20 protein-coding genes are annotated in these 20768 nt (G+C 60.9%); 13 read left to right on the top strand and 7 right to left on the bottom strand.

All coding sequences use genetic code 11. The features are described 5' to 3' along the window. Positions 1–62: 62 nt before the first annotated feature. The gene (locus ACT53S_RS12175) at positions 63–860 is read right to left on the bottom strand and encodes a creatininase family protein (RefSeq protein ID WP_476067164.1); all 798 of its coding nucleotides are present in this window, start codon (positions 858–860) and stop codon (positions 63–65) included. Positions 861–962: 102 nt separating this feature from the next. Here ACT53S_RS12175 and ACT53S_RS12170 point away from each other — a divergent pair, with 102 nt between their 5' ends. From ACT53S_RS12170 to ACT53S_RS12150, 5 genes are all read left to right on the top strand, one after another. Then, entirely contained in the window at positions 963–1523 is a 561-nt protein-coding gene (locus ACT53S_RS12170; RefSeq protein ID WP_113376418.1) for a MarR family transcriptional regulator, read from the top strand. Between the two features lie 77 nt (positions 1524–1600). After that, positions 1601–2617, top strand: coding sequence for a LacI family DNA-binding transcriptional regulator (locus ACT53S_RS12165; RefSeq protein WP_113376417.1), 1017 nt, complete (start codon positions 1601–1603; stop codon positions 2615–2617). Positions 2618–2636: 19 nt separating this feature from the next. After that, on the top strand, positions 2637–3602 hold the full coding sequence (locus ACT53S_RS12160; protein WP_476067163.1) for a 2-hydroxyacid dehydrogenase: 966 nt from the start codon (positions 2637–2639) through the stop codon (positions 3600–3602). A gap of 89 nt (positions 3603–3691) precedes the next feature. Continuing rightward, positions 3692–4156, top strand: coding sequence for a hypothetical protein (locus ACT53S_RS12155; RefSeq protein WP_476067162.1), 465 nt, complete (start codon positions 3692–3694; stop codon positions 4154–4156). A 262-nt stretch (positions 4157–4418) separates the two neighbouring features. Beyond that, the gene (locus ACT53S_RS12150) at positions 4419–5525 is read left to right on the top strand and encodes a TRAP transporter substrate-binding protein (RefSeq protein ID WP_113376414.1); all 1107 of its coding nucleotides are present in this window, start codon (positions 4419–4421) and stop codon (positions 5523–5525) included. 105 nt (positions 5526–5630) lie between these two features. On the opposite strand, the gene ACT53S_RS12145 is transcribed toward ACT53S_RS12150, so the two are convergent. Continuing rightward, the gene (locus ACT53S_RS12145; RefSeq protein WP_476067161.1) at positions 5631–7157 is read right to left on the bottom strand and encodes a TRAP transporter large permease; all 1527 of its coding nucleotides are present in this window, start codon (positions 7155–7157) and stop codon (positions 5631–5633) included. 17 nt (positions 7158–7174) lie between these two features. Next, positions 7175–7714: a TRAP transporter small permease subunit gene (locus ACT53S_RS12140; protein WP_476067160.1), complete on the bottom strand. Its 540-nt coding sequence runs from the start codon at positions 7712–7714 to the stop codon at positions 7175–7177. 363 nt (positions 7715–8077) lie between these two features. Between ACT53S_RS12140 and ACT53S_RS12135 the strand changes: the two genes are divergently transcribed. The 3 genes from ACT53S_RS12135 to ACT53S_RS12125 all read left to right on the top strand — a co-directional run bounded on the left by ACT53S_RS12135 (position 8078) and on the right by ACT53S_RS12125 (position 11653). Continuing rightward, the gene (locus tag ACT53S_RS12135) at positions 8078–10387 is read left to right on the top strand and encodes a putative bifunctional diguanylate cyclase/phosphodiesterase (protein ID WP_476067159.1); all 2310 of its coding nucleotides are present in this window, start codon (positions 8078–8080) and stop codon (positions 10385–10387) included. 161 nt (positions 10388–10548) lie between these two features. Next, positions 10549–11298: an N-acyl amino acid synthase FeeM domain-containing protein gene (locus tag ACT53S_RS12130; protein ID WP_113376410.1), complete on the top strand. Its 750-nt coding sequence runs from the start codon at positions 10549–10551 to the stop codon at positions 11296–11298. A 130-nt stretch (positions 11299–11428) separates the two neighbouring features. After that, positions 11429–11653, top strand: coding sequence for an aa3-type cytochrome c oxidase subunit IV (locus ACT53S_RS12125; protein ID WP_113376409.1), 225 nt, complete (start codon positions 11429–11431; stop codon positions 11651–11653). Positions 11654–11804: 151 nt separating this feature from the next. On the opposite strand, the gene ACT53S_RS12120 is transcribed toward ACT53S_RS12125, so the two are convergent. Next, positions 11805–12593, bottom strand: a complete 789-nt coding sequence (locus tag ACT53S_RS12120) for a tetratricopeptide repeat protein (RefSeq protein WP_476067479.1) — start codon at positions 12591–12593, stop codon at positions 11805–11807. 213 nt (positions 12594–12806) lie between these two features. After that, positions 12807–13031 carry a 30S ribosomal protein S21 gene (gene rpsU / locus ACT53S_RS12115; protein ID WP_113376407.1) on the bottom strand — a complete coding sequence of 75 codons (225 nt, stop codon included), beginning with the start codon at positions 13029–13031 and terminating at the stop codon, positions 12807–12809. Positions 13032–13337: 306 nt separating this feature from the next. On the opposite strand from rpsU, the gene ACT53S_RS12110 reads away from it, so the two are divergent. The 5 genes from ACT53S_RS12110 to ACT53S_RS12090 all read left to right on the top strand — a co-directional run bounded on the left by ACT53S_RS12110 (position 13338) and on the right by ACT53S_RS12090 (position 19193). After that, positions 13338–14591 carry a sarcosine oxidase subunit beta family protein gene (locus tag ACT53S_RS12110; RefSeq protein ID WP_476067158.1) on the top strand — a complete coding sequence of 418 codons (1254 nt, stop codon included), beginning with the start codon at positions 13338–13340 and terminating at the stop codon, positions 14589–14591. 18 nt (positions 14592–14609) lie between these two features. Next, entirely contained in the window at positions 14610–14930 is a 321-nt protein-coding gene (locus ACT53S_RS12105) for a sarcosine oxidase subunit delta (protein ID WP_476067157.1), read from the top strand. Next, positions 14927–17920, top strand: a complete 2994-nt coding sequence (locus tag ACT53S_RS12100) for a sarcosine oxidase subunit alpha (RefSeq protein ID WP_476067156.1) — start codon at positions 14927–14929, stop codon at positions 17918–17920. Before ACT53S_RS12105 ends, ACT53S_RS12100 begins: the two co-directional genes overlap by 4 nt. After that, a complete protein-coding gene (locus ACT53S_RS12095) occupies positions 17913–18467 on the top strand; it encodes a sarcosine oxidase subunit gamma (RefSeq protein ID WP_476067155.1) in 555 nt (184 codons plus the stop codon). The genes ACT53S_RS12100 and ACT53S_RS12095 overlap by 8 nt, the downstream gene beginning before the upstream one ends. Before the next feature lie 300 nt (positions 18468–18767). Further along, positions 18768–19193 (top strand): PIN domain-containing protein, encoded by a 426-nt coding sequence (locus ACT53S_RS12090; RefSeq protein WP_476067154.1) that lies wholly within the window; start codon positions 18768–18770, stop codon positions 19191–19193. Between the two features lie 3 nt (positions 19194–19196). Here ACT53S_RS12090 and ACT53S_RS12085 read toward each other — a convergent pair whose 3' ends face one another. After that, positions 19197–20255: a DUF2332 domain-containing protein gene (locus ACT53S_RS12085; protein WP_476067153.1), complete on the bottom strand. Its 1059-nt coding sequence runs from the start codon at positions 20253–20255 to the stop codon at positions 19197–19199. A 20-nt stretch (positions 20256–20275) separates the two neighbouring features. Continuing rightward, a complete protein-coding gene (locus ACT53S_RS12080; RefSeq protein ID WP_476067152.1) occupies positions 20276–20764 on the bottom strand; it encodes a MaoC family dehydratase in 489 nt (162 codons plus the stop codon). Positions 20765–20768 lie beyond the last annotated feature (4 nt).

Genomic DNA, 20768 nt, shown 5'->3' with positions numbered 1-20768 from the left:
GATGCGGCTGTAATGTTGTTACCCCATATAGGCGTTCCCTTGCAGCAGTTCAAAGGCTTTCGTCAGGCTGTCGCGATGTCAAAGACTGGGAATGCGTGCACGTCTTCCATCAGTTCCAGCAGCCCGGCAACGGCGTGTGCGATCAACCGTTCGCCCTTCTCGGCCGTTGCTGCCGCCGCATTGCCGGCAACACCTTCCGGATTGAGGTCCGACATCTTCCAGCCGAAGGCATGAGGCCCGTATGCGCGCAGGTGTTTGTAGCGTGCTGCAAATTCTGATTGCCGCGAAGGGAAGGCGCGGGCCTTGGTCATGTCGACGCGGTCAGGAGCGAGTGCCAGCATGACGGAGGTCTCGATGTCTCCTCCGTGGATATCAATTGCCTTGTCTTCCGGCCTGATCCAGCCCTCGGGCTGGCCGAAACGTGTCCAGCTGGTGGCAACGACGAGCATGTCGAAGCGAACGCGTGCCTCTGTGGCGACGACGGTGAGCAGCGGGGAGTTGCCGCCGTGGGCGTTGAGCAGAACCAGCTTGTGCACTCCCGTCCGGTGCAGTCTTTCGGCGATGGAGAGCCAGCGGTGGACTGCCTCGTCGAAGGCGAGTGTCCGAGTGCCGGCAACGTCCATGTGCTCAATGGAATAGCCGATCGGCTCGACCGGCAGGATGGTGACCGGCAGTGTCTCCGGCAGGGCCGCCGCCAGACGTGTGGCGATGCCGTTTGCGATCAGCGTGTCGGTTTCGAAGGGCAAGTGCGGGCCGTGCTGTTCATGCGCGCCCAGCGGCAGGACCGCGATCCAGTCGGCTCGTTCGGCAGGCGTGAGGAAGGGATCGTTATCCTCGTACCAAGGCTTCGGTTTCGCCATCTGGCATCCCTTCCTGATCTCCGTTAAGACTTCGCACCGAATTGGACAGGTTCTCGGTCGGTGCGCCGGCAGTGCCCGTAGGTTTGAGGCGCGGGGAGAGTAATGGCGAAAAAGGACAAGGTCGACAAGGACAGGGCTGACAAGGAGCGCGGGGACAAAGAGCGCGGAGGGAAGAAGAATGCCAAGAAGAAGGAACCCGCGGCACCCGGCACACTGGCTGGCTCGATAACCCAGGTGGCGCGTGCCATGCGCACCCGCCTCTCGCACGGCCTCGCCGCGAGCGGTCTGTATCCGGGGCAGGACGGTGTAATCCAGTTGCTGTCGAACGATGACGGACTCACGCCCGGTGCGCTTGCGCAGCGTCTGGGGGTGAAAGCGCCGACGATGACCCGCACCATCGGACGCATGGAGGCGCAGGGCTTCGTATTCCGCCGGGCCGATGACCGTGACGCACGGTTGACCAAGGTGTTTCTGACCGAGGAAGGGCGCAGCAGCCTCGAACGCATTGCTGCAGCGACCGTAGATTGTGAGCGCGAGGCGACGCTCGGTCTGTCGAACAAGGAGCTCAGGACGCTCGTCAAGCTGCTTGCGGCGGTCGAAACCAATCTGTCCGGCAAGGGCTCTCCCTCCCGCATCGCCGACATGCTTGATGAAGACGATTGAAAACTCTGATTAAATTCTTTAATTAAAAGATTTAAGGGGCGCCATAACGCGAGCCGACATGCTGCGAGGGAGGAAACGTGGCACAAAAGGTGAAGCTTTCGACCATCGCGGAGTCGCTTGGTCTGTCGACAGCGACGATCTCTCTGGCTCTCCGCGACAGTCCGCTCGTTGCAGTGGACACGCGGGAGAAGATCAAGGAACAGGCCCGGCTTCTCGGCTACATCTACAACCGCCGCGCCGCCAGCCTCCGAACATCCCGCTCCGGCATTATCGGCGTGGTGGTGCACGACATCATGAACCCGTTTTACGGGGAAATCCTGAAGGCCATCGAGACCGAGCTCGATCGCAGTCGCCACACCTTCATCCTGTCCAACCATTACGACAGTGTCGACAAGCAGCGCATGTTCGTTGAGACGCTGCTGCAGCTCGGCGGCGATGGCGTGATCATGTCGCCGGCCATCGGAACGCCGGCGGAGGATGTGGCGCTGGCCGAAAACAACGGCATGCCCGCGATCTTCGTCGCACGGTCCATGGAAGGTGTCGATGTGCCGATCTATCGCGGTGACGATACTTACGGCATTTCGCTCGCGACCAATCATTTGATCGGTCTTGGTCATCGCTCGATCGCGATGATTGGCGGTACGGACCAGACTTCCACCGGCCGTGACCGCTACCAGGGCTATGTAAACGCGCTGCGAAAGGCCGGGATTGAGGTCGATCCGGGGCTACGCATTCCGGGCCCGCGCACCAAGCAGGGCGGTTTCGAAGCGGCGGTCAATTTCCTGTCGCTGCCACAGAAACCGACGGCGGCCGTCTGCTGGAACGATCTGGTTGCGATCGGCCTGATGAACGGGATCGCCCGCGCGGGCTTGATCCCTGGCCAAGATATCTCCGTCACCGGTTATGACGATCTCGAGGAGGCATCGATCGCGACGCCCTCGTTGACGACGGTGTGGAACGGTCAGGCGGAAGTCGGACGCCTTGCGGCGCGTGCGCTGCTCGACAAGCTGGCGGGAAGCCACGAACCTGACGGCATTCACCTGATCAAGCCCGAGATGCGGATCCGCCAGTCGACCGGTCCGATCCGCCGCTAGACCCCAAGGAGATAGTCCCATGTCATCGGAACGCATTGCCGTCCTCATCCCGGGGCGCATTCACCCGCGCGTGCGCTCACGCCTTGTCGATGCTTTCGATCTCGTGGAGATCGACAGGGCAGAGGATGTGGAGGGCTTGCCTGAAGAGGTCAGGAAAAGCATTCGCGGGGCGGCTGTTTCGGGCCGGTTTCCGGCGTCGTTGATCGCCGCCTTGCCCGGGTTGGAGATGATCGGGAGTTTCGGCGTCGGTTACGACGGTGTCGATGTCAAGGCGGCTGCCGCTCGCGGGATCGTGGTCACCAATACGCCAGACGTGCTCAACGACGAAGTGGCGGATACAACCATTGCCCTGCTCCTCAACACGCTCCGGCAGTTTCCCGCTGCCGAGACCTATTTGCGCGCTGGACGCTGGGAAGCGGAAGGCCCGTTTCCTCTGTCACCCATGTCCCTCAAGGGACGCCGCGTCGGCATCCACGGACTGGGGCGTATCGGACTGGAAATTGCCGCGCGGCTTACGCCTTTCAAGGTCGAGATCCGCTATCACACGCGTCGCCCGCGTTCCGACGTCCCGTATGGCTATCACGACAGCCTGCTTTCGCTCGCTGGTGCAGTCGACACGCTGATCTCGATCGTGCCGGCCACCCCGGAGACGAAAGGGTCGATCAATGCGGAGGTGCTGCAAGCCCTGGGACCTGATGGCGTCTTGATCAATGTGGGCCGCGGAGCGACCGTTGATCAACCTGCCCTCATCCGGGCGCTGGAGGATGGCACGATCGCGGCGGCCGGGCTCGACGTCTATGCGGACGAACCGCATGTGCCGGATGCGCTGATTGCCCTTCCGAACGTCTCCTTGTTGCCGCATGTCGCCTCTGGCTCCATTCCCACACGCAATGCCATGGCGGATCTGGTCGCGGACAACGTCATTTCCTGGTTTACGGAGGCCACAGTACTGACCCCTGTGCCTGAGACGCCGCAGAATTCCTGAGGTCAAAACAAGCTTTCGCCAGCCTTCGGCAAGCTTCGGGGCGCATCCTTCTTCGCCATAGCCTGTCAAAGGCAAGAGGATGCGCTTCGATGAAGGCCTATCTCCAGGTGCTGGCTATATCTGCAGGGTCTGCAGCCGTGTCCGCCGTCATTCTGTCCCTGTGGACCGGACCGGCCGCATACTCCGTCGACGATACGCCCGACCCCATCATTTCCGGTACGACAGCACCGCTCTCAAAGCTTGGTGCCATGACCGCAGGCGTGTCGCCGCCGGCCGTCTTTTCCGTATCCAATTTCTCCCGAAAAACGGTTTGTCTGGTCGAGCGTGGGGCGACGCTTACCAGCCGTAGCCGGGATTTCTTCGCGCCCCCAGATTGCGAAAGCGTTTGGCCTGGACTTGCTCGGGCAACCAACTGGACCCAGAACGAGGATGGCAGCGTCACGCTGTCCACCGTGCACGGTGCGACCGTGCTCACCCTCGTTCGAGGCAAGAGCTTTTCCTATGAAGTTGCCGATCCAGTCGAAGCCGATCTGGCGCTGCTGATGGTCCCCTGAGGCGACGCGACCGGCACGACGGTTGGGAGCAAGATGCCAGAGGCAACGACCTCGTTGAAGGGTGACGTCGAGCAGTGTCCCGAGGACGCGAGCGGATCTTAGCCGCGTGCTTCTTCCTCCGGCATGCTCGACCAAAGTCTAGTCCGAAAGACCAAGGCGCCTCGGCTTGAAAGGCTCGGTGCAACATGGTTAGCTCAAGTGTCAGTGCCGGGAGGGGCCGAGACGCTCAACCGGTCGGGGAATTTTCACAGGGAGGAACTACATGGATCGCAGATCATTTATCAAGAAAGCCGGCGCGACCGGGGCGGGCGTTGCCGCCAGCGCAGCGCTCGCCGCGCCTGCCATCGCCCAGGAAAATCCGAAGATCACGTGGCGCCTGACGTCGTCGTTCCCGAAATCGCTCGACACGATTTACGGCGGAGCCGTGGATGTTGCCGAGCACGTCAAGGCTGCGACCGGTGGCAATTTCGACATCCAGGTTTTCGCTGCCGGCGAAATCGTGCCGGGTCTGCAGGCCGTCGACGCCGTCTCGGCCGGCACTGTCGAAGCTGCGCACACCACCTCCTACTACTTCTGGGGCAAGGAGCCGACCTTTGCGATCGGCACGGCACTTCCCTTCGGCCTCAATGCCCGTATGTCGAATGCCTGGTTCAACCAGGGCAACGGCAACACCTTGATGAACGAGTTTTATGCGACTCAGGGCCTCTACGGTCTGCCGGCCGGCAATACCGGTGTGCAGATGGGCGGCTGGTTCCGTAAGGAAATCAATACGGTCGATGACCTGAAGGGTCTGAAGATGCGCATTGCCGGTCTCGCTGGCAAGGTGCTCGAAAAGGTCGGCGTCGTGCCGCAGCAGCTGGCCGGTGGCGACATCTATCCGGCGCTGGAAAAGGGGACGATCGACGCCGCCGAATTCGTCGGTCCGTACGACGATTCAAAGCTCGGCTTCAACAAGGTGGCGAAGTACTACTACTATCCCGGTTTCTGGGAAGGTGGCCCGGTCGTGCATGCCTTCTTCAACCTGGAAAAGTACAACAGCCTGCCGAAGCATTACCAGGCCGTCCTCACAGATGCCTGCGCCTTCGCCAATACCAACATGATGGCGAAGTACGATGCCAAGAACCCGCCGGCATTGAAGCAGCTTGTGTCCGAGGGCACCGTGCTGCGGCCGTTCAGCCAGGAGATCATGGAAGCCTGCTACACGGCGGCGACCGAGATCTATGCCGAGCTTTCGGCGCAGAGCCCGTTCTTCAAGAAGACCTATGAAGACCAGCTCGCGTTCAAGAAGGACGCCTATCTCTGGGCGCAGGTGGGGGAATACACCTTCGACACTTTCATGATGATCCAGCAGCGCGCCGGCAAACTCTGAGCCGAGGCTCTCGCAGACCAAAGGCCCTGGACGAGCGATCGTCCAGGGCCTTTCTTTGTTTTTACCCGTGACGCCCCGCCAAGCTGCCGGGCTGTATGGTCAGTGTCAGTTGATCACCGGCGGCTTGCTCAGGTCGATCGCCGGAGCCGGAGCCGGAGCCGGAGCTGTGGTGCCGGGCGTGCCGAAGTTCGGGCCGCTGTCGCCACCAAGCGACGGAAGGCCAAAATTCGGCTGGGTAGCGGGTCCCGTGCCACCACTGAAGCCCGGGATTTCGATCTTGACCGAGTTCGGATCGATCTTTGGACCGTGATCCAGCCACATGGTCACCGATCCCGGCCAGAAAATGATGATCGCTACCAGCAGAAGCTGCATGCCCAGCCAGGGAATAGCGCCCATGTAGATGTCCGACGTCTTCACATCCTTGGACGCGATGCTGCGTAGGTAGAAGAGTGCAAAACCGAAGGGCGGGTGCATGAAGCTTGTCTGCATGTTCACGCAAATCAGCACCCCGAACCAGATCAGATCGATACCAAGATTCTGGGCGACCGGTGCCAGTAGCGGGATAACGATGAAGGCGATCTCGAAGAAGTCGAGGAAGAAGGCGAGCACGAAGATGAAGATGTTGACGAAGATCAGGAAGCCGACAGGGCCGCCCGGGATACCCGAGAGCATGTGCTCGATCCAGCGCGAGCCATCCATGCCCTGGAAAACCAGGCTGAAGCAGGTCGAGCCGACAAGGATCATCACCACCATCGAGGTGATGCTCATGGTCGATCGCATGGCCTCGTCAATCAGCGGCCAGGTGAGGCGGCGATGCATGGCGGCAAGTGCGATGGCACCGACGACGCCAAGCGCGCCGGCTTCGGTCGGGGTTGCGAGCCCCATGAAGATCGTGCCGAGAACCAGGAAGATCAGAACGATCGAAGGCAGCATGCCGGCAAGGATCGTGCGGATCAGCTTCCAGTCGAGATCGCCACGCATTTCCTTCGGCAAAGGCGGCATCGATTTGGGCCTGATCAGCGACATGACGCCGATGAAACCGATGAAGATGGCGACCTGCAGGATCGAAGGGCCGATGGCGCCGAGATACATGTCGCCGACCGAACGGCCGAGCTGGTCTGCCAGAACGACCAGGACGAGCGAGGGCGGGATCAGCTGTGTGATGGTGCCCGAGGCGGCGATGACGCCGGTTGCGAGGCGTGGATCGTAGCCGTAGCGCAGCATGATCGGCAGCGAGATCATGCCCATGGTGATGACGGAGGCGGCCACGGTACCAGTGATCGCGCCGAGGATGGCGCCAACGATGATCACCGCATAGGCGAGACCGCCGGGAATGCCGCCGAACAGCTTGCCCATGCCTTCGAGAAGGTCTTCCGCCAGACCGCAGCGCTCCAGGATAGCGCCCATGAAAGTGAAGAAGGGGATTGCCAGCAAAAGATCGTTCGACATGATGCCGAAGATGCGCAGTGGCAGCGCCTGCAGGAAGAGTTCGCTGAAATGGCCGGTGGCAATGCCGATGATGCCGAATAGCAGGCCGACGGAGGCCAGAGAAAACGCGACCGGAAATCCGTATAGCATGAAAAGGATCATGCCGAGGAACATCGCGGGCGGAAGAATACCGTAGTCGAACACGCGTCTGCCCCCCCGGATTACTGTAGCGGTTTTTCGTAAGTTGTGTCGATAGTCGTCTCACCGGCAAGAGCCGCTATGCGCTTGATCAGTTCGGAGAAGCCCTGCAGCGTCAACAGACCGAACCCGCAAACGATCATCAGCTTCACCGGCCAGCGGATCAGGCCGCCGGCGTTCGACGAGACCTCACCCTGGGCATAGGCCTGGGTGAAAAAGGGCAGGGACAGCCAGGTGAGGAAAATGCAGGCCGGAAGCAGCAGGAGAATCAGACCGAAGATGTCGATGAGAAGCTTGCCCCTCGGGGACGCCGCTCCATAAATCAGGTCGACGCGAACATGTTCATTCTTCTTGAGGGTCAGCGATGCCCCGAGCAGAACGATGAAGGCAAACATGTACCACTGGATTTCCAGCCATCCGTTCGAACTGTAGTTGAACAAATAACGGATCGTCGCATTGCCGGCACTGATGAGGCAGCAGAGCAGAACGAGATACTCCGCGACGCGTCCCACAACGGAGTTGAGGGTGTCGATTGCGCGTGAAACCGATAAAAGGGCTTTCATTCTTCTGCCTCTCCTTGTCCCCTAGTTTGCTTAGAGCAACGGGGTCCCGCGTGCAACCGGAGCAGCCTTGACTGGGGCGCGTATGAGACCAAAGTTTCGACTCCGCCGAATGTAGACAAATCCTCGGCCAACCGAGGGAAGCTTTCACGATCTTTGCAATTCTAATGATTCCTGTGGGGCGACCTTAACAATCGCTGCCGTACAGATTTGCGTCTCGACCCGAAGCGGTGCAGATTTAATGAAGTGCTTCGTGCGTTGCTGTGGCTTAATGAGGCAACGTGACTGAACCGCCAGTCCGGCGATATGGCGGAAACTTCGATTGGCAACTGGCATATTGCGTCCAACCTTGCCGGGAGGCAGATCATGAGAGCCGAGAAGGGGCACGAGCTGAATGTGCCGACGGATGTCTATCTGTCCTTCGTCAGTTCGCTGTTCGGCAACCGGTCGACGCTGTTCACCGGCATGGTGGTGCATATCCTCACCTATCTCGTCGTCTATCTCCAGACGAATGCCGTCTTCTATCTGTTCCTCTGCGGCTGCTTTGCCACGGTCTTTGCCTATCGCATCTACTCCTTCAAACAGTTCGATCAGGTCGACAAGACGAGCCTGACACGCGAGGCCATTTCCGTCTGGGAGATGCGTTACGTGATCGGCGGTGCATCGACAGCCGCGATCCTGGGTATCGGCAGCGGCTATGCAATGCTTGCTTTCGAAGACACCTTCGCGGAGCTCGCCTGCATCGCCGTCACCATGGCCTCGATGGTCTCGGTGGTCGGACGCAATTATGGTTCGCGGCTGGCCGTCGATTTGCAGACGCTTGCCTGCTGCACGCCGATGGTGATCGGAAGCCTGCTGGCTCAGGATCTGTTCAAGGCGCTGCTGTCCCTGATGCTCATCCCGTTCTTCCTGACGACGCGGGCCATGGCCAACGGAGTTCGCGAATTCCTTTACGAGAACGTCATCGCGTCTCGTGAGATGGGGAAGATCGCCGACCGTTTCGATACCGCGCTCAGCAACATGACCCATGGCCTCCTCATGCTCGATCCGGACAACCGTATCGAGGTGATCAATCGCAAGGCCTGCGAATTGCTCCATCTTGGTGACCGCCAGCGCATTACCGGATGCGATCTCGACGTCGTCTTGCGTTATGGCGTGCGCCATACCTTCGTTGACGGGTCGATGCCGAGCCTCCTGCAGAAACAGCTGTCGCAGCTGACTCAGGGCCTTTCCAGCCGTGCGCTCATGCATTTTTCCGAAGGTCTGGTGCTTGAGTTCTCGGCCAGCCGCCGGGCCGAAGGTGGCGTCGTGCTGATCTTCGAGGACGTAACGGCGCGGGTCAGGGCAGACCGGAAGATCCTGCACATGGCGCGCTACGATGCGCTGACCGGTCTGCCACAGCGTGGTTATTTTGGCGAGCTGGTGCGCGAGCGACTGGAGCAAGAGGACGCTTTCGGTGCCTCCGTCGGCTTCATGATCCTCGACGTTGTCGACTTTAAACACGTGAACGACCTCAGGGGCCATCTGACGGGTGATCGGCTGCTGACGGCAATCGCCAATCGTTTGACCGCGCTGGTGGCCGGCCGGGCGATCGTCGGGCACCTGGTCGGCGACCAGTTCGTCCTGTTCTTCCCGAATGTCGACAATCGCACGGACCTCGAGGCTGAGATGCGGACTGTCCACGGGGCGGCCAGCGGCTATTGCGACATCGAGGGCCTGAGACTGCCGGTATCCTTTTCTGCGGGGGCTGCGATCTTCGACAGCGCGTCACTGTCGATGGAGGACTGGCCGGTCAAGGTGGACATCGCCCTGTTTGAGTCCAAGGCGCGGTCCGGTGGGCAGTTTACCCTTTTCGTCGGCGAAATGGATGCCCGCTATCTGGAGCGGCAGCGCCTCAAGGAGGATCTTCGGGCGGCGGTCGACAACGGCGATGTTACGGTCGTCTATCAACCGATGTTCTCGCCTGACGGACGGGAGATCCGGTGCTGTGAGGCGCTGGCGCGCTGGTACCATCCGGAAAAGGGAGCAATCGCCCCCAATATCTTCATCCAGATCGCCGAGGAGATGGGCATCGTTTCTGCGATCACCACCCAGGTGCTGCGGCGAGCCTGTACCGATTGTCGCACCTGGCCCGCCGGCATCGGGGTTTCGGTGAACCTTTCGGTCCACGATCTGCGTTTTGCCGACCTCGTCGATACCGTCAAGGCGATCCTCGCCGAGACGGAGCTTTCTGCCACCCGTTTGCATCTGGAAGTGACCGAGAGCAGCCTGATCGAGGAGCTGTCATCCGCGCGTGCCGTTCTCGATCAACTGAGAGCACTTGGGATCACGATTGCCATCGATGATTTCGGGACAGGGTTCTCCAGCCTCAGCTATCTCGACACGCTTCCGGTCGACGTGGTGAAGATCGACCGGTCCTTTGTCCGGGACATCGGAGAAAATCAGCGCCGGTTGAAACTGTTGCGCGGAATCGTCAGCCTCAGCCGTGGGCTCGACCTCAGCATCGTCGTCGAAGGTGTGGAAAACCACGAGCAGCTCGCGCTCTTATCCAAGCACCACTGCGCCGATCTCATTCAGGGCTATGTCTTCTCAATGCCGATCGGCGCGGCAGCTGTCATCGACCTGGCGCGCGATGTACAAACGCGTGCGGGCAAGGGCGGCGCGGTCGTCGCGTAAATCCTAAATTAATAACGTCTTGTGCTGCATCCGGTGCGGAGCAGTCTCGCGCCGTTAACCTAAAATACAGTAACCTTAATAATCTCTTAATTTTTGGGGGAGGTAATGGTTAACATTGCGTGTTAGCCCTTTGTGCGGGCGAAACGTAATGAGTAGAGGCCATGGAACTCGAAGGGTTTTCGGAACGACTGATGCGCTATCTCGACCACGTCGAATATCGGCGGGTCGAAACCAGTGAAGATCTGGAGGCGATTGAACAGCTTCGCTACAAGGCCTACAAGGCGGCCAATGTGCTGCCCGTTGCCGTGCCGAGCATGATCGACGATGCCGATTTCGATCCTCATGCTTTCGTCTTCGGCATCTATTACTTCGAAGAACTCGTCAGCACGATCCGGCTGCATCACGTGACGCCACAACATACACTGTCGCAATCTGCCGGTGTGTTTCCCGATGTGATGGACGCTTATCTCGAGGCGGGACTAACCCTCATCGATCCGGCGCGCTTCGCGGTCGATCCTGCCGTTGCCGCCGAGATGCCGGTCCTTCCCTATATCACGCTGCGTCCCAGCATTGTGGCTGCGGCCTATTTCAAGGCGGATCGCGTCTTGCAGCATGTCAGGCCCCACCACGCGGCCTTCTACAAGCGGGTCTTTTATGCCGAGACGATTGTCGAACGGCGGATGACGGAAATCTACGGGCTCGAGCTGACACTGATGGCGACCAACACCCATACCACCGGTGACAAGCTGTTGAAGCGCTATCCCTTTTTCGATTCCGGCGTGCATGAGCGCCGGTTGATGTTCGGGCGCCAGGAAACGCGGAACCGTTTTGATCCGCTCACCATCCTGCCTTCGGCGCGCCTGGTGGCCAATGGCAAGATCAGCGGTGCGATCGCGGGGTTGGATTATTGACGCAGGCAGCGAGTTGCGATTGCGCTCGGTGCGACCTTTGTGTATGCGGAAAAAGACGAAAATTCACCGTTTGCGGTGCGGGATGAGATTCTCCACCGGTGCGGCCCGCGCTTGAACTGGGAGATCGAATATGAGCGAAGAGCATACTGGTCCTGTCGAAGTCGGTGCTTCGATGGATTACCGGGAACACGACAAGACCTATGATCTGTTCATCGCCGGCGCGAAGTATGGCACCGCCATCATCGTCGCCCTGATGATCGCCATGGCTGCCGGCTTTTTCGGCGGTGCGGGCTTCCTCGGCGGTACTTTCATCTGGATCGTGCTGAGCGTTGCCGGGATCTTCCTTCTGCGCTGAAATCCCCAGGGCGCTTCTGGCGTCGGAGACATGGAAGGGTGGTCCCGTGTGGACCGCCCTTTTTTTGTTGTGTGATCCCCGATTGTTTCTCGGCACAAAAAAAACGGCGGGTTTCCCCGCCGCTCGTTCGTGTCTTGCGGATCCGGTGCGATCAGCTGGTGGTGCGCGTCCGGGCGAGGCCCTGTTTTGCCGGCTCGTATTTCGGATCGAGGCGCAGCGCGTGGCTATAGGATTTGGCCGCCCGGGCCTTGTCGCCCCGGCGTTCATAGATCAGTGCCTGGTTCGCCCAGCTCTCGGCGATGTTGCCGTTGAGCTCGATCGCGTGGTTGAAATCGGCAAAGGCGTTTTCGTCGTCGTTCAGCGCCACGTAGGAGACCCCGCGGCCGTTATAGGGTTCCGGTGCGCTCGGCGACAGCGAGATGGCCTTGGAGAAATCGTCGATCGCCTTGGCGTGGTCGCCGCGCAGCTGGTAGATCAGACCACGATTGTGATAGGCGCGGCCATCGGTGGTGTTCAGCTGGATGGCGCGGTTGAAGTCGCCGAAGGCCTCGTCGACGCGACCCGCCTGGCGGTAGATGTTGCCCCGGCCGATATAGGCAACGTCGTAGTTCGGGTTGATCTTCAGCGCGGCATTGTAGTCGGCGGCCGCTTCCACGGGCTTACCCATGTTGCGGTAGACCAGCGCGCGGTTTGCATAGGCCTGGAAGAACTGCGGGTTGATCTGAAGTGCGGTGTTGAAATCGTCCAGCGCCTGGCGGAACTGGCCGGCGCGACCATAGGCGGAGCCGCGAACATTGTAGCCTTCCGGATCGCGCGGATTGGCCTGGATAACGGCGGTCAGCGATGCGATGTTTTCTTCCGAACCCTGGGCGCGGTCGATCCGGATCACGTCCGTCGTTTCCGTTGTCGTGGCGCAACCAGCCAAAGCAAGAACGCTCATCAGCGCCGTCGCTGTAATCAGGCGTTTGCTGCTGATGACGGTGAAGACGGTCGGGAGCACGGGGCTGTCGGTCATGGAGCGCATCATCCGGCCGCTGCCAGCGCCATTTACGGCCCGGTGACAGCGTTGGTTGGTGTTGGATATCAAAAGAGCGGCGGCGATTCGTCTCGCCCCCGCCCTCATTTCACAGGAAAACGTCTAAAACGGGGCCGATCAGCGGCCGCGAGCAGCCGGCAGAAGGCCTTCGCGCTGCATCTTCTTGCGCGCCAGCTTGCGAACGCGACGAACAGCCTCAGCCTTTTCGCGTGCACGCTTCTCAGACGGCTTTTCGAAGTAGTCGCGCATCTTCATTTCACGGAAGATGCCTTCGCGCTGCATTTTCTTCTTGAGAGCGCGGAGCGCCTGGTCAACGTTGTTGTCGCGGACTAGTACCTGCACGTTTATCCCGTTCCTTTGGTTCTTTGGGTTGGTCCTTCCGTCAATGAACGTCACATCCACGGAAACAGCAAATTGCTTCGCGCGACCTTCTGAGTCTGCGCGATTGGGCTGCTGGATAACAGATCCACCCCCGAAAGTCCATATGGCGCAAGCCCTGTGGTGGATAAATTTCATGGCCTGCCGGCCAGGAACCCGACGTGTCGAAAGGTGGGTGGCATTGCGTCGCAAAACGGACGTCACGGCGCAACTTGATTTGCGAGGAGTATCATCCTACCCCAGTGCCTGAACCACAGGAGTTTAAGGCGAATGCGCAAATATTCGGTCTTTGCCGTTGTCCGTGAGGCCATGCGTGCCCACAAGGGATGGGAGGCTCAATGGATCTCTCCCGAGCCGCGGCAGTCCTATGACGTCATTATCATCGGTGCCGGCGGCCATGGCCTTGGTGCTGCCTATTATCTCGCCAAGGAGCACGGCATCACCAATGTCGCTGTCATCGAGAAGGGCTGGCTCGGCGGTGGCAATACCGGCCGTAACACGACGATCATCCGGTCCAACTATCTCTATGAAGAGAGCATGGACATCTACGAGCATTCGCTGAAGCTCTGGGAAGGCCTGTCTCAGGACCTCAACTACAATGTCATGTATTCACCGCGCGGCGTTATGATGCTGTCGCACAATGTGCATGATATGCAGTCGTTCAAGCGCCATGTGAATGCCAACAATCTCTATGGCATTGACAACGAGTGGCTGACGCCGGAGCAGGCCAAGGCCTTCTGCCCGCCGCTCGACATCTCGAAGAATGCCCGCTACCCGATCAATGGCGCAGCGCTTCAGCGTCGTGGCGGCACGGCCCGTCACGATGCAGTCGCCTGGGGCTTTGCGCGTGCGGCCTCGGATCGCGGCGTGCACATCATCCAGAACTGCGAAGTCACCGGCATCCGCCGCGGCCCGAATGGTGAAGTCACCGGCGTCGATACGACGAAGGGCTTTATCGGCGCGAAGAAGATCGGCGTCTCCGCTGCCGGCCATTCTTCCGTCGTCATGGGCATGGCGGGTGTGCGCCTTCCGGTTCACTCGACGCCGCTGCAGGCGCTCGTTTCCGAGCCGCTGAAGCCGATCTTCCCCTGCGTGGTCATGTCGAACACCGTGCATGCCTATATCTCGCAGTCGGACAAGGGCGAACTGGTTATCGGTGCCGGCACCGACCAGTACAATTCCTACAGCCAGACCGGCGGCATGCAGATCATCACGCATACGCTCGATGCCATCTGCGAGCTCTTCCCGATGTTCCGTCGTGTGAAGATGATGCGCCAGTGGGGCGGGATCACCGACAACACGGCCGACCGTTCGCCGATCCAGAGCGTCACGCCGGTTCCGAACCTCTTCGTCAATGCCGGCTGGGGGACGGGCGGTTTCAAGGCGACACCGGGGTCGGCCAACCTGTTCGCACACCTCATCGCCAAGGGCGAGCCGCACCGGCTGGCCCAGGGTCTGACGCTTGACCGGTTCCGCACCGGCCGCCTCATCGACGAGGCAGCCGCCGCTGCCGTGGCGCACTGATTTCAAGGATCGTCCATCATGCTGGTCATCAAATGCCCCTATTGCGAAGAAGAGCGTGCCGAGCTCGAGTTTCGCGCCGCCGGTGAAGCGCATATCGCGCGCCCGGAAAACATCGCTTCGATCACGGACGAAGAGTTCGCCGACTACTTCTTCCTGCGTGATAACCCGAAGGGCCTGATCTTTGAACGCTGGCGACATATCCATGGCTGTGGCCGCTTCTTCAACGCGGCCCGCGACACCATTTCCGACAAGATCCTGCTGACCTACAGGGCCGGTGAACCCATGCCCGATCCCGCGACGCTCCAGACCGCAACCGTCACCAAGGGAGAGAAGGCATGAGCGCTGCCAACCGTATTCCCGGCAAGGGCCGCTTGACGCCGGCGCTGACTGCCCGCTTCACCATCGATGGCCGCACGCTGACGGCTTACGAAGGCGATACCGTGGCGTCTGCCATGATCGCCAACGGCATGCATCTTGCCGGCCGCTCGTTCAAGTATCACCGTCCGCGCGGCATCCTGACCGCAGGTCCCGAAGAGCCGAATGCGCTGCTCGACGTTTCGCGGGACGCTGCCCGCCGCCAGCCGAATGTGCGGGCGACCGTGCAGGAAGTCTTCGACGGGATGAAGATCGAGACACAGAACCGCTGGCCGTCGCTGTCGCTCGACATCGGTGAGGTCAACAATCTGCTCTCGCCCTTCTTCGCCGCCGGCTTCTACTACAAGACCTTCATGTGGCCGAAGGCTGCCTGGCACCAGATCTATGAACCCTTCATCCGTCGCGCCGCCGGTCTCGGCCATGCGCCGAAGGAAGCCGATCCGGATCATTATGCCAACCGTTACGCCCATTGCGACGTGCTGGTGATCGGTGGCGGTGCCGCCGGTCTCGCGTCAGCGCTCGCTGCGGCCCAGACGGGCGTGCGTGTCATGATCGTTGACGAACAGCCGGAAATGGGCGGTGCCTTCCACTTCGACACGGGTGCGACCGTCGACGGCCAGAGCGGCTGGGACTGGGCACATGCCACGGTCGCCAAGCTCAAGGCCATGTCCAACGTGACCGTGCTCTCGCGCACGACGGCCTTCGGCTATCACAACCACAATTATGTGGCGCTGGTCGAACGTGTTACCGATCATATCGCCAAGCCGTCGAAGAACCAGCCGCGCGAGCGGCTGTGGCAGGTGCGTGCCAAGCGCGTGATCATCGCCAGCGGTGCAATCGAACGCCATATGGTGTTCGCCAACAACGACCGTCCCGGCATCATGCTGGCAGCGGCGGGCCGCACTTATCTGAACCATTTCGGCGTGGCCGTCGGTGCCAAGGTTGGCGTCTATACGGCGCATGACTCGGCCTACGAAGCGGCAATCGACCTGAAGAAGGCGGGCGTTTCTGTCCCCGTCATCGTCGATGCGCGCGAAAAGCCGGGCGAGGGCGTGCTCGCCCAGGCGCGTGCGCTCGGCATCGAAGTGCTGACCGGCCATGGTGTTATCGACACCGCTGGCCGCCTTCGGGTCCGCTCGATCACTATTCGCCGCACTGGCGGTGGCTCTACCCGCAAGATCGAGGTTGATGCGCTTCTGATGTCGGCTGGCTGGACGCCGTCCGTGCACATGTTCTCGCAGTCACGCGGCAAGCTGAAATATGATGCCGCAAACGACCGCTTCCTGCCGGATGTCTATGTGCAGGATTGCGTCTCTGTCGGTGGCTGCAACGGCACCGATGATCTGCAGGCACTGCTCGATGAGGCAACCGCTGCCGGTCTCTCCTCGGCCAAGGCTGCCGGTGCGACCGAGACGCCAGCCGTCTCGCTGTCCGGTGCGAATGCCTATGCCTGGACCGGCGGCATGATCGGCGCTGCCGAAGGGGCAGGGCGCGAAGACAACGTCAAGGCCTTTGTCGACTTCCAGCATGATGTCTGCGCCAAGGATATCAGGCTGGCCGTGCGCGAGGGCATGCATTCGATCGAGCATATCAAGCGCTTCACGACGAACGGCATGGCGTCCGACCAGGGCAAGCTTTCCAACATGCATGGTCTCGCCATTGCGGCAGAAGTGCTGGGCAAGGAAATCCCGCAGGTCGGTCTCACCACCTTCCGTGCACCCTATACGCCCGTCACCTTCGGCACGCTGATCAACCATTCGCGCGATGCGCTGTTTGATCCGGTGCGCAAGACGCCGATGCATGCCTATGAAGTCTCCCAGGGCGCCGTCTACGAAGACGTCGGCAACTGGAAGCGCGCCTGGTATTATCCGAAGGGCGGCGAGGACATGCATGCCGCCGTCAATCGCGAGTGCAAGACGGTCCGCGAGGCGGCCGGCGTGTTCAATGCCTCGACGCTCGGCAAGATCGAAGTCGTCGGTCCTGACGCCGCCGAGTTCCTGAACTTGATGTACACCAATTCTTGGGACACGCTGAAGCCCGGCAAGGCGCGCTACGGGATCATGACGCGCGAAGACGGCTTCATCTATGACGATGGCGTCGTCGGTCGCCTGGCCGAAGATCGCTTCCACGTGACCACCACGACGGGCGGCGCGCCGCGCGTGATGAACCACATGGAAGACTATCTGCAGACGGAATTCCCGCATCTGAAGGTCTGGCTCACTTCGACCACCGAACAGTGGGCGGTCATCGCCGTCCAGGGTCCGAAGGCGCGCGACATCATCGCGCCTTTCGTCGAGGGCATCGACATTTCGAACGAGGCCTTCCCGCATATGAGCGTGGCCGAAGGTAAGTTCTGTGGCGTGCCGACGCGTCTCTTCCGCGTCTCGTTCACCGGTGAACTCGGCTTCGAAGTCAACGTGCCCGCCGATTTCGGCGCTGACGTCTTCCGTCAGATCTGGGAGCGTGCCCAGTCGCTCGGCGCCTGCCTCTACGGCACCGAGACCATGCACGTGTTGCGCGCCGAGAAGGGCTATATCATCGTCGGTCAGGATACCGACGGTACGCTGACGGCTGACGATGCCGGCCTCTCCTGGGCGGTGTCGAAGAAGAAGACCGATTTCGTCGGTATTCGCGGCATGAAGCGTCCGGATCTGGTCAAGGAAGGCCGCAAGCAGCTTGTCGGCATCTTCACCAAGGATCCGAACGAAGTGCTGGAAGAAGGCGCGCAGATCGTTGCCAACCCGAACCAGCCGAAGCCGATGACCATGCTCGGGCACGTGACCTCGTCCTACTGGTCGGAAAATCTCGGTCGCTCGATTGCGATCGCCATGGTGGCCGGTGGCCGCGCAAGGATGGGCGAGACGCTTTACGTGCCGATGAAGGACAAGACCATCGCGGTCGAAGTGACCGACATGGTATTCTTTGACAAGGAAGGGGGCCGCATCCATGGCTGATATGTCTGTTGCAGAGCGCAAGACCGTTCTTGCCGGCTTCCAGGGCGGCAGCGCCAAGGTGCGCCTCACCCCGGCGCTTCCTGCCACCCGCGTGTCGCTGCGCGCTGGCGCCGATGCGGTCGCCGGCCTCTCCAAGACGCTTGGTCTCAAGCTGCCTGTAAAGCCGAAGACGTCCACCTCTGCCAAGGGGCGCACGGCTTTCTGGATCGGTCCGGACGAATGGTTCCTGATCGACGAGAAGGGTGATACGTTGATGGCCGATTGCGCCGCCTCCGGCGTGGTGCATTCGGCCACCGACATCACCCATCGCAACACAGCGATCATCGTCTCGGGACCGGCGGCTGCCGACACGCTCAACGCGGCCTGCCCGCTCGACCTCTCGCTCGCCGCCTTCCCGGTGGGTGCGGTGACGCGCACCGTCTTCGGCAAGATCGAGATCATCCTCTACCGTGTCGAGGAAGAGACGTTCCGGGTGGAGTGCTGGCGGTCCTTTGCGGAGTATGCGTTCGGCATGCTTGCCGAAGGTGCGGAGGATGCCTCGCTCTGAGGGGCGAGTGTTTGTGAAGGGTTTTGAGGAGGCCGGGGTGACCCGGCCTTTTTGGGATATGGTTGTGCCAGCGTAAGCATCTCGTCTTCAAGCAGATCCCGTGCTACATACATCTAATGGACAAAATGCGCAAAGTTCCAGAGATGGTTGTTCGTGACCCTAGGACCGGTGAGACCGTTGTGGTCCAAGGTGCGGGCGCCATGAAGGATAGGCCGTTGAACTTGCGAAAAGGCATCGACCTGACCAAGCCGATTGCCGAACAAGTCTCAAAGATCAAACGCAAGGGCAGATCCTGAGGATATGACGGGTGCGCTTCTCGACACCCATGCGCTATATTGGCTTGTGCATGAGCCAACTCAGCTATCTGTTGACGCAGCATTGTTGATCGGGCGAAGCCAAACCGCGAGTAGTCTCTTCGTTTCGCCAATTTCTGCCTGGGAACTGGCTCTCGCTGCACGTAAAAAGAGCAATGCACCTCTTGTGGGTCTGACGTCTCTCCCCATATGGTTCCAAGACTCATGTTCGTCTCTCTGTGCACGCGTGGCTGCCATCGATCTTGCGGTCGCGCTGGCAGCCGCCGAAGTGGTTGAGAATACAGGCCACAAGGATCCTGGCGACTGCTATCTGATCGCTGCCGCTCGGGTACTGAATGTGCCTTTGATTACTCGTGATGCAACAATCCTTGAAATCTCAGGTAGCGGCTATCTTAAAACACTCCCCTGCTGACCGCTAGATTTCCCACCCCACCCACTTCACCCAGCGCCCGTGAAAATCCGCCCGGCCGATCTCGCGCGTCTCGCCCGCCGGCCACAGCGTGAGCAGGATGGCTGCCCCGTCCGGCTTGCCGTCGGCTTCGAGTTGCAGGCGGGCCAATGGGGCGTCCAGCGTCGCGCGGCTGCCGGCGTCTGCGATCAGGGCTTCACCCTCGGCCTTCAACGCCGGCGGCAGGTATTGCCAGGCAATGGTGTGGTAGATCACATGGGCCATGCCCGGACCCGGTGTTGCCAGGCGCTTCCACAGCCAGTCGATGGCGTCGGCCTTCTCGACCTTCAGGCCGCTTTCGGTCGCCATGGCAAGCGCCGCCGCCGTGCGGTCGAGGCGGTCCTGCTGGTCGGCCCAGATGTAGGAGAAGAGCCGCAGGCGGTCGTCCTCTGACGATGGGTCGAGCGGGTTCAGGTCGCAGCCGGCGCGTTCGGTGATCTTGATTTCCGCTTGCGGTGGCGGCGGGCCTTGCCAGCGCGGGGCGAGTTCGACAGCGGAGGCCTGGCCCCAGCTGAAATCCCCGAGGTGGTAGCTGTAGCGATCCCATTGCAGGTTGAGGCCGGCGCTGGCGCCGACTTCCGAGAGGATCAGCGGCTTGCCGGTCTGTGCCGCAATGGTCAGGAAACCGGGGAGCAGGGCAGAGGAGCGGCGCACCTCGTTGGTCTGGGGTGCCGATTTCAGGCGCTCCAGCATGAAGGCTTCGTCGCGGCGCATCGCGGCCTCGATTGCGGCCCAGAGCGTGTCGTCGTCGATGGCCTGGGGCGGATAGACAGCTGCAAGTGCAGGGTCCTGGCCGGAGCGAACGAGGGCGTGCAGCGTGCCGGCGAGCCGCAGCGCCAGTGCATCGCCGGTACCGTCAGGGTTGCCTGGCCAACCGAGGACTGTTGCCCCGACCTTGGCGTCGTCTGTCAAGCGCTCTGCCGCCAGCGTGCAGAGCCGCGCGGTGAAGGGAGAGCCGAGATCGGCGCAGGCTTTCGCCTGACGGATGAAACTCTGGCGGATGATCTCGCTGCGCACGTCGCTCATTGCCTGAGGCGCCTTTCGTGTTAGACGCCTTCGGGACGATCCTTGGGGTCGAACTGGGAAATCGTGATCCAGTCGGCGGTGAGCGCAGGCTTGCGTTCGTCCTCGATCTCGACGGTCACCTCATAGGTGTTCATCAGCATGCTGGCACCGCGAAAGCGGGCTTCGGCGAGCTTGAAGGAGCCGCGGATGCGCTTGCCTGTCTTGACCGGCGACATGAAACGCAGCTTGTCGAAACCGTAATTGATGCCCATCGTCTGCTCGCGGATCTTTGGCAAACAGTTGAAGTTCATGGCCGACAGCAGTGACACTGTGAGAAATCCATGAGCAATCGTGCCGCCAAAGGGGGTTTCTGCGGCAGCGCGCACGGGGTCGGTGTGGATGAACTGGTGGTCCATGGTGGCACCGGCAAAGGCGTCGATCATCGGTTGATCGACCGTGATCCAGTCGGATACGCCAACGATGGTTCCCACGAGGCCCGGCACGTCCTTGAGCGAAATCTCTTGCGGCATGAAA

The sequence above is a fragment of the Allorhizobium sp. DMC15 genome (assembly GCF_056314065.1).
This window is presented reverse-complemented; position numbering and strand designations above follow the sequence as displayed.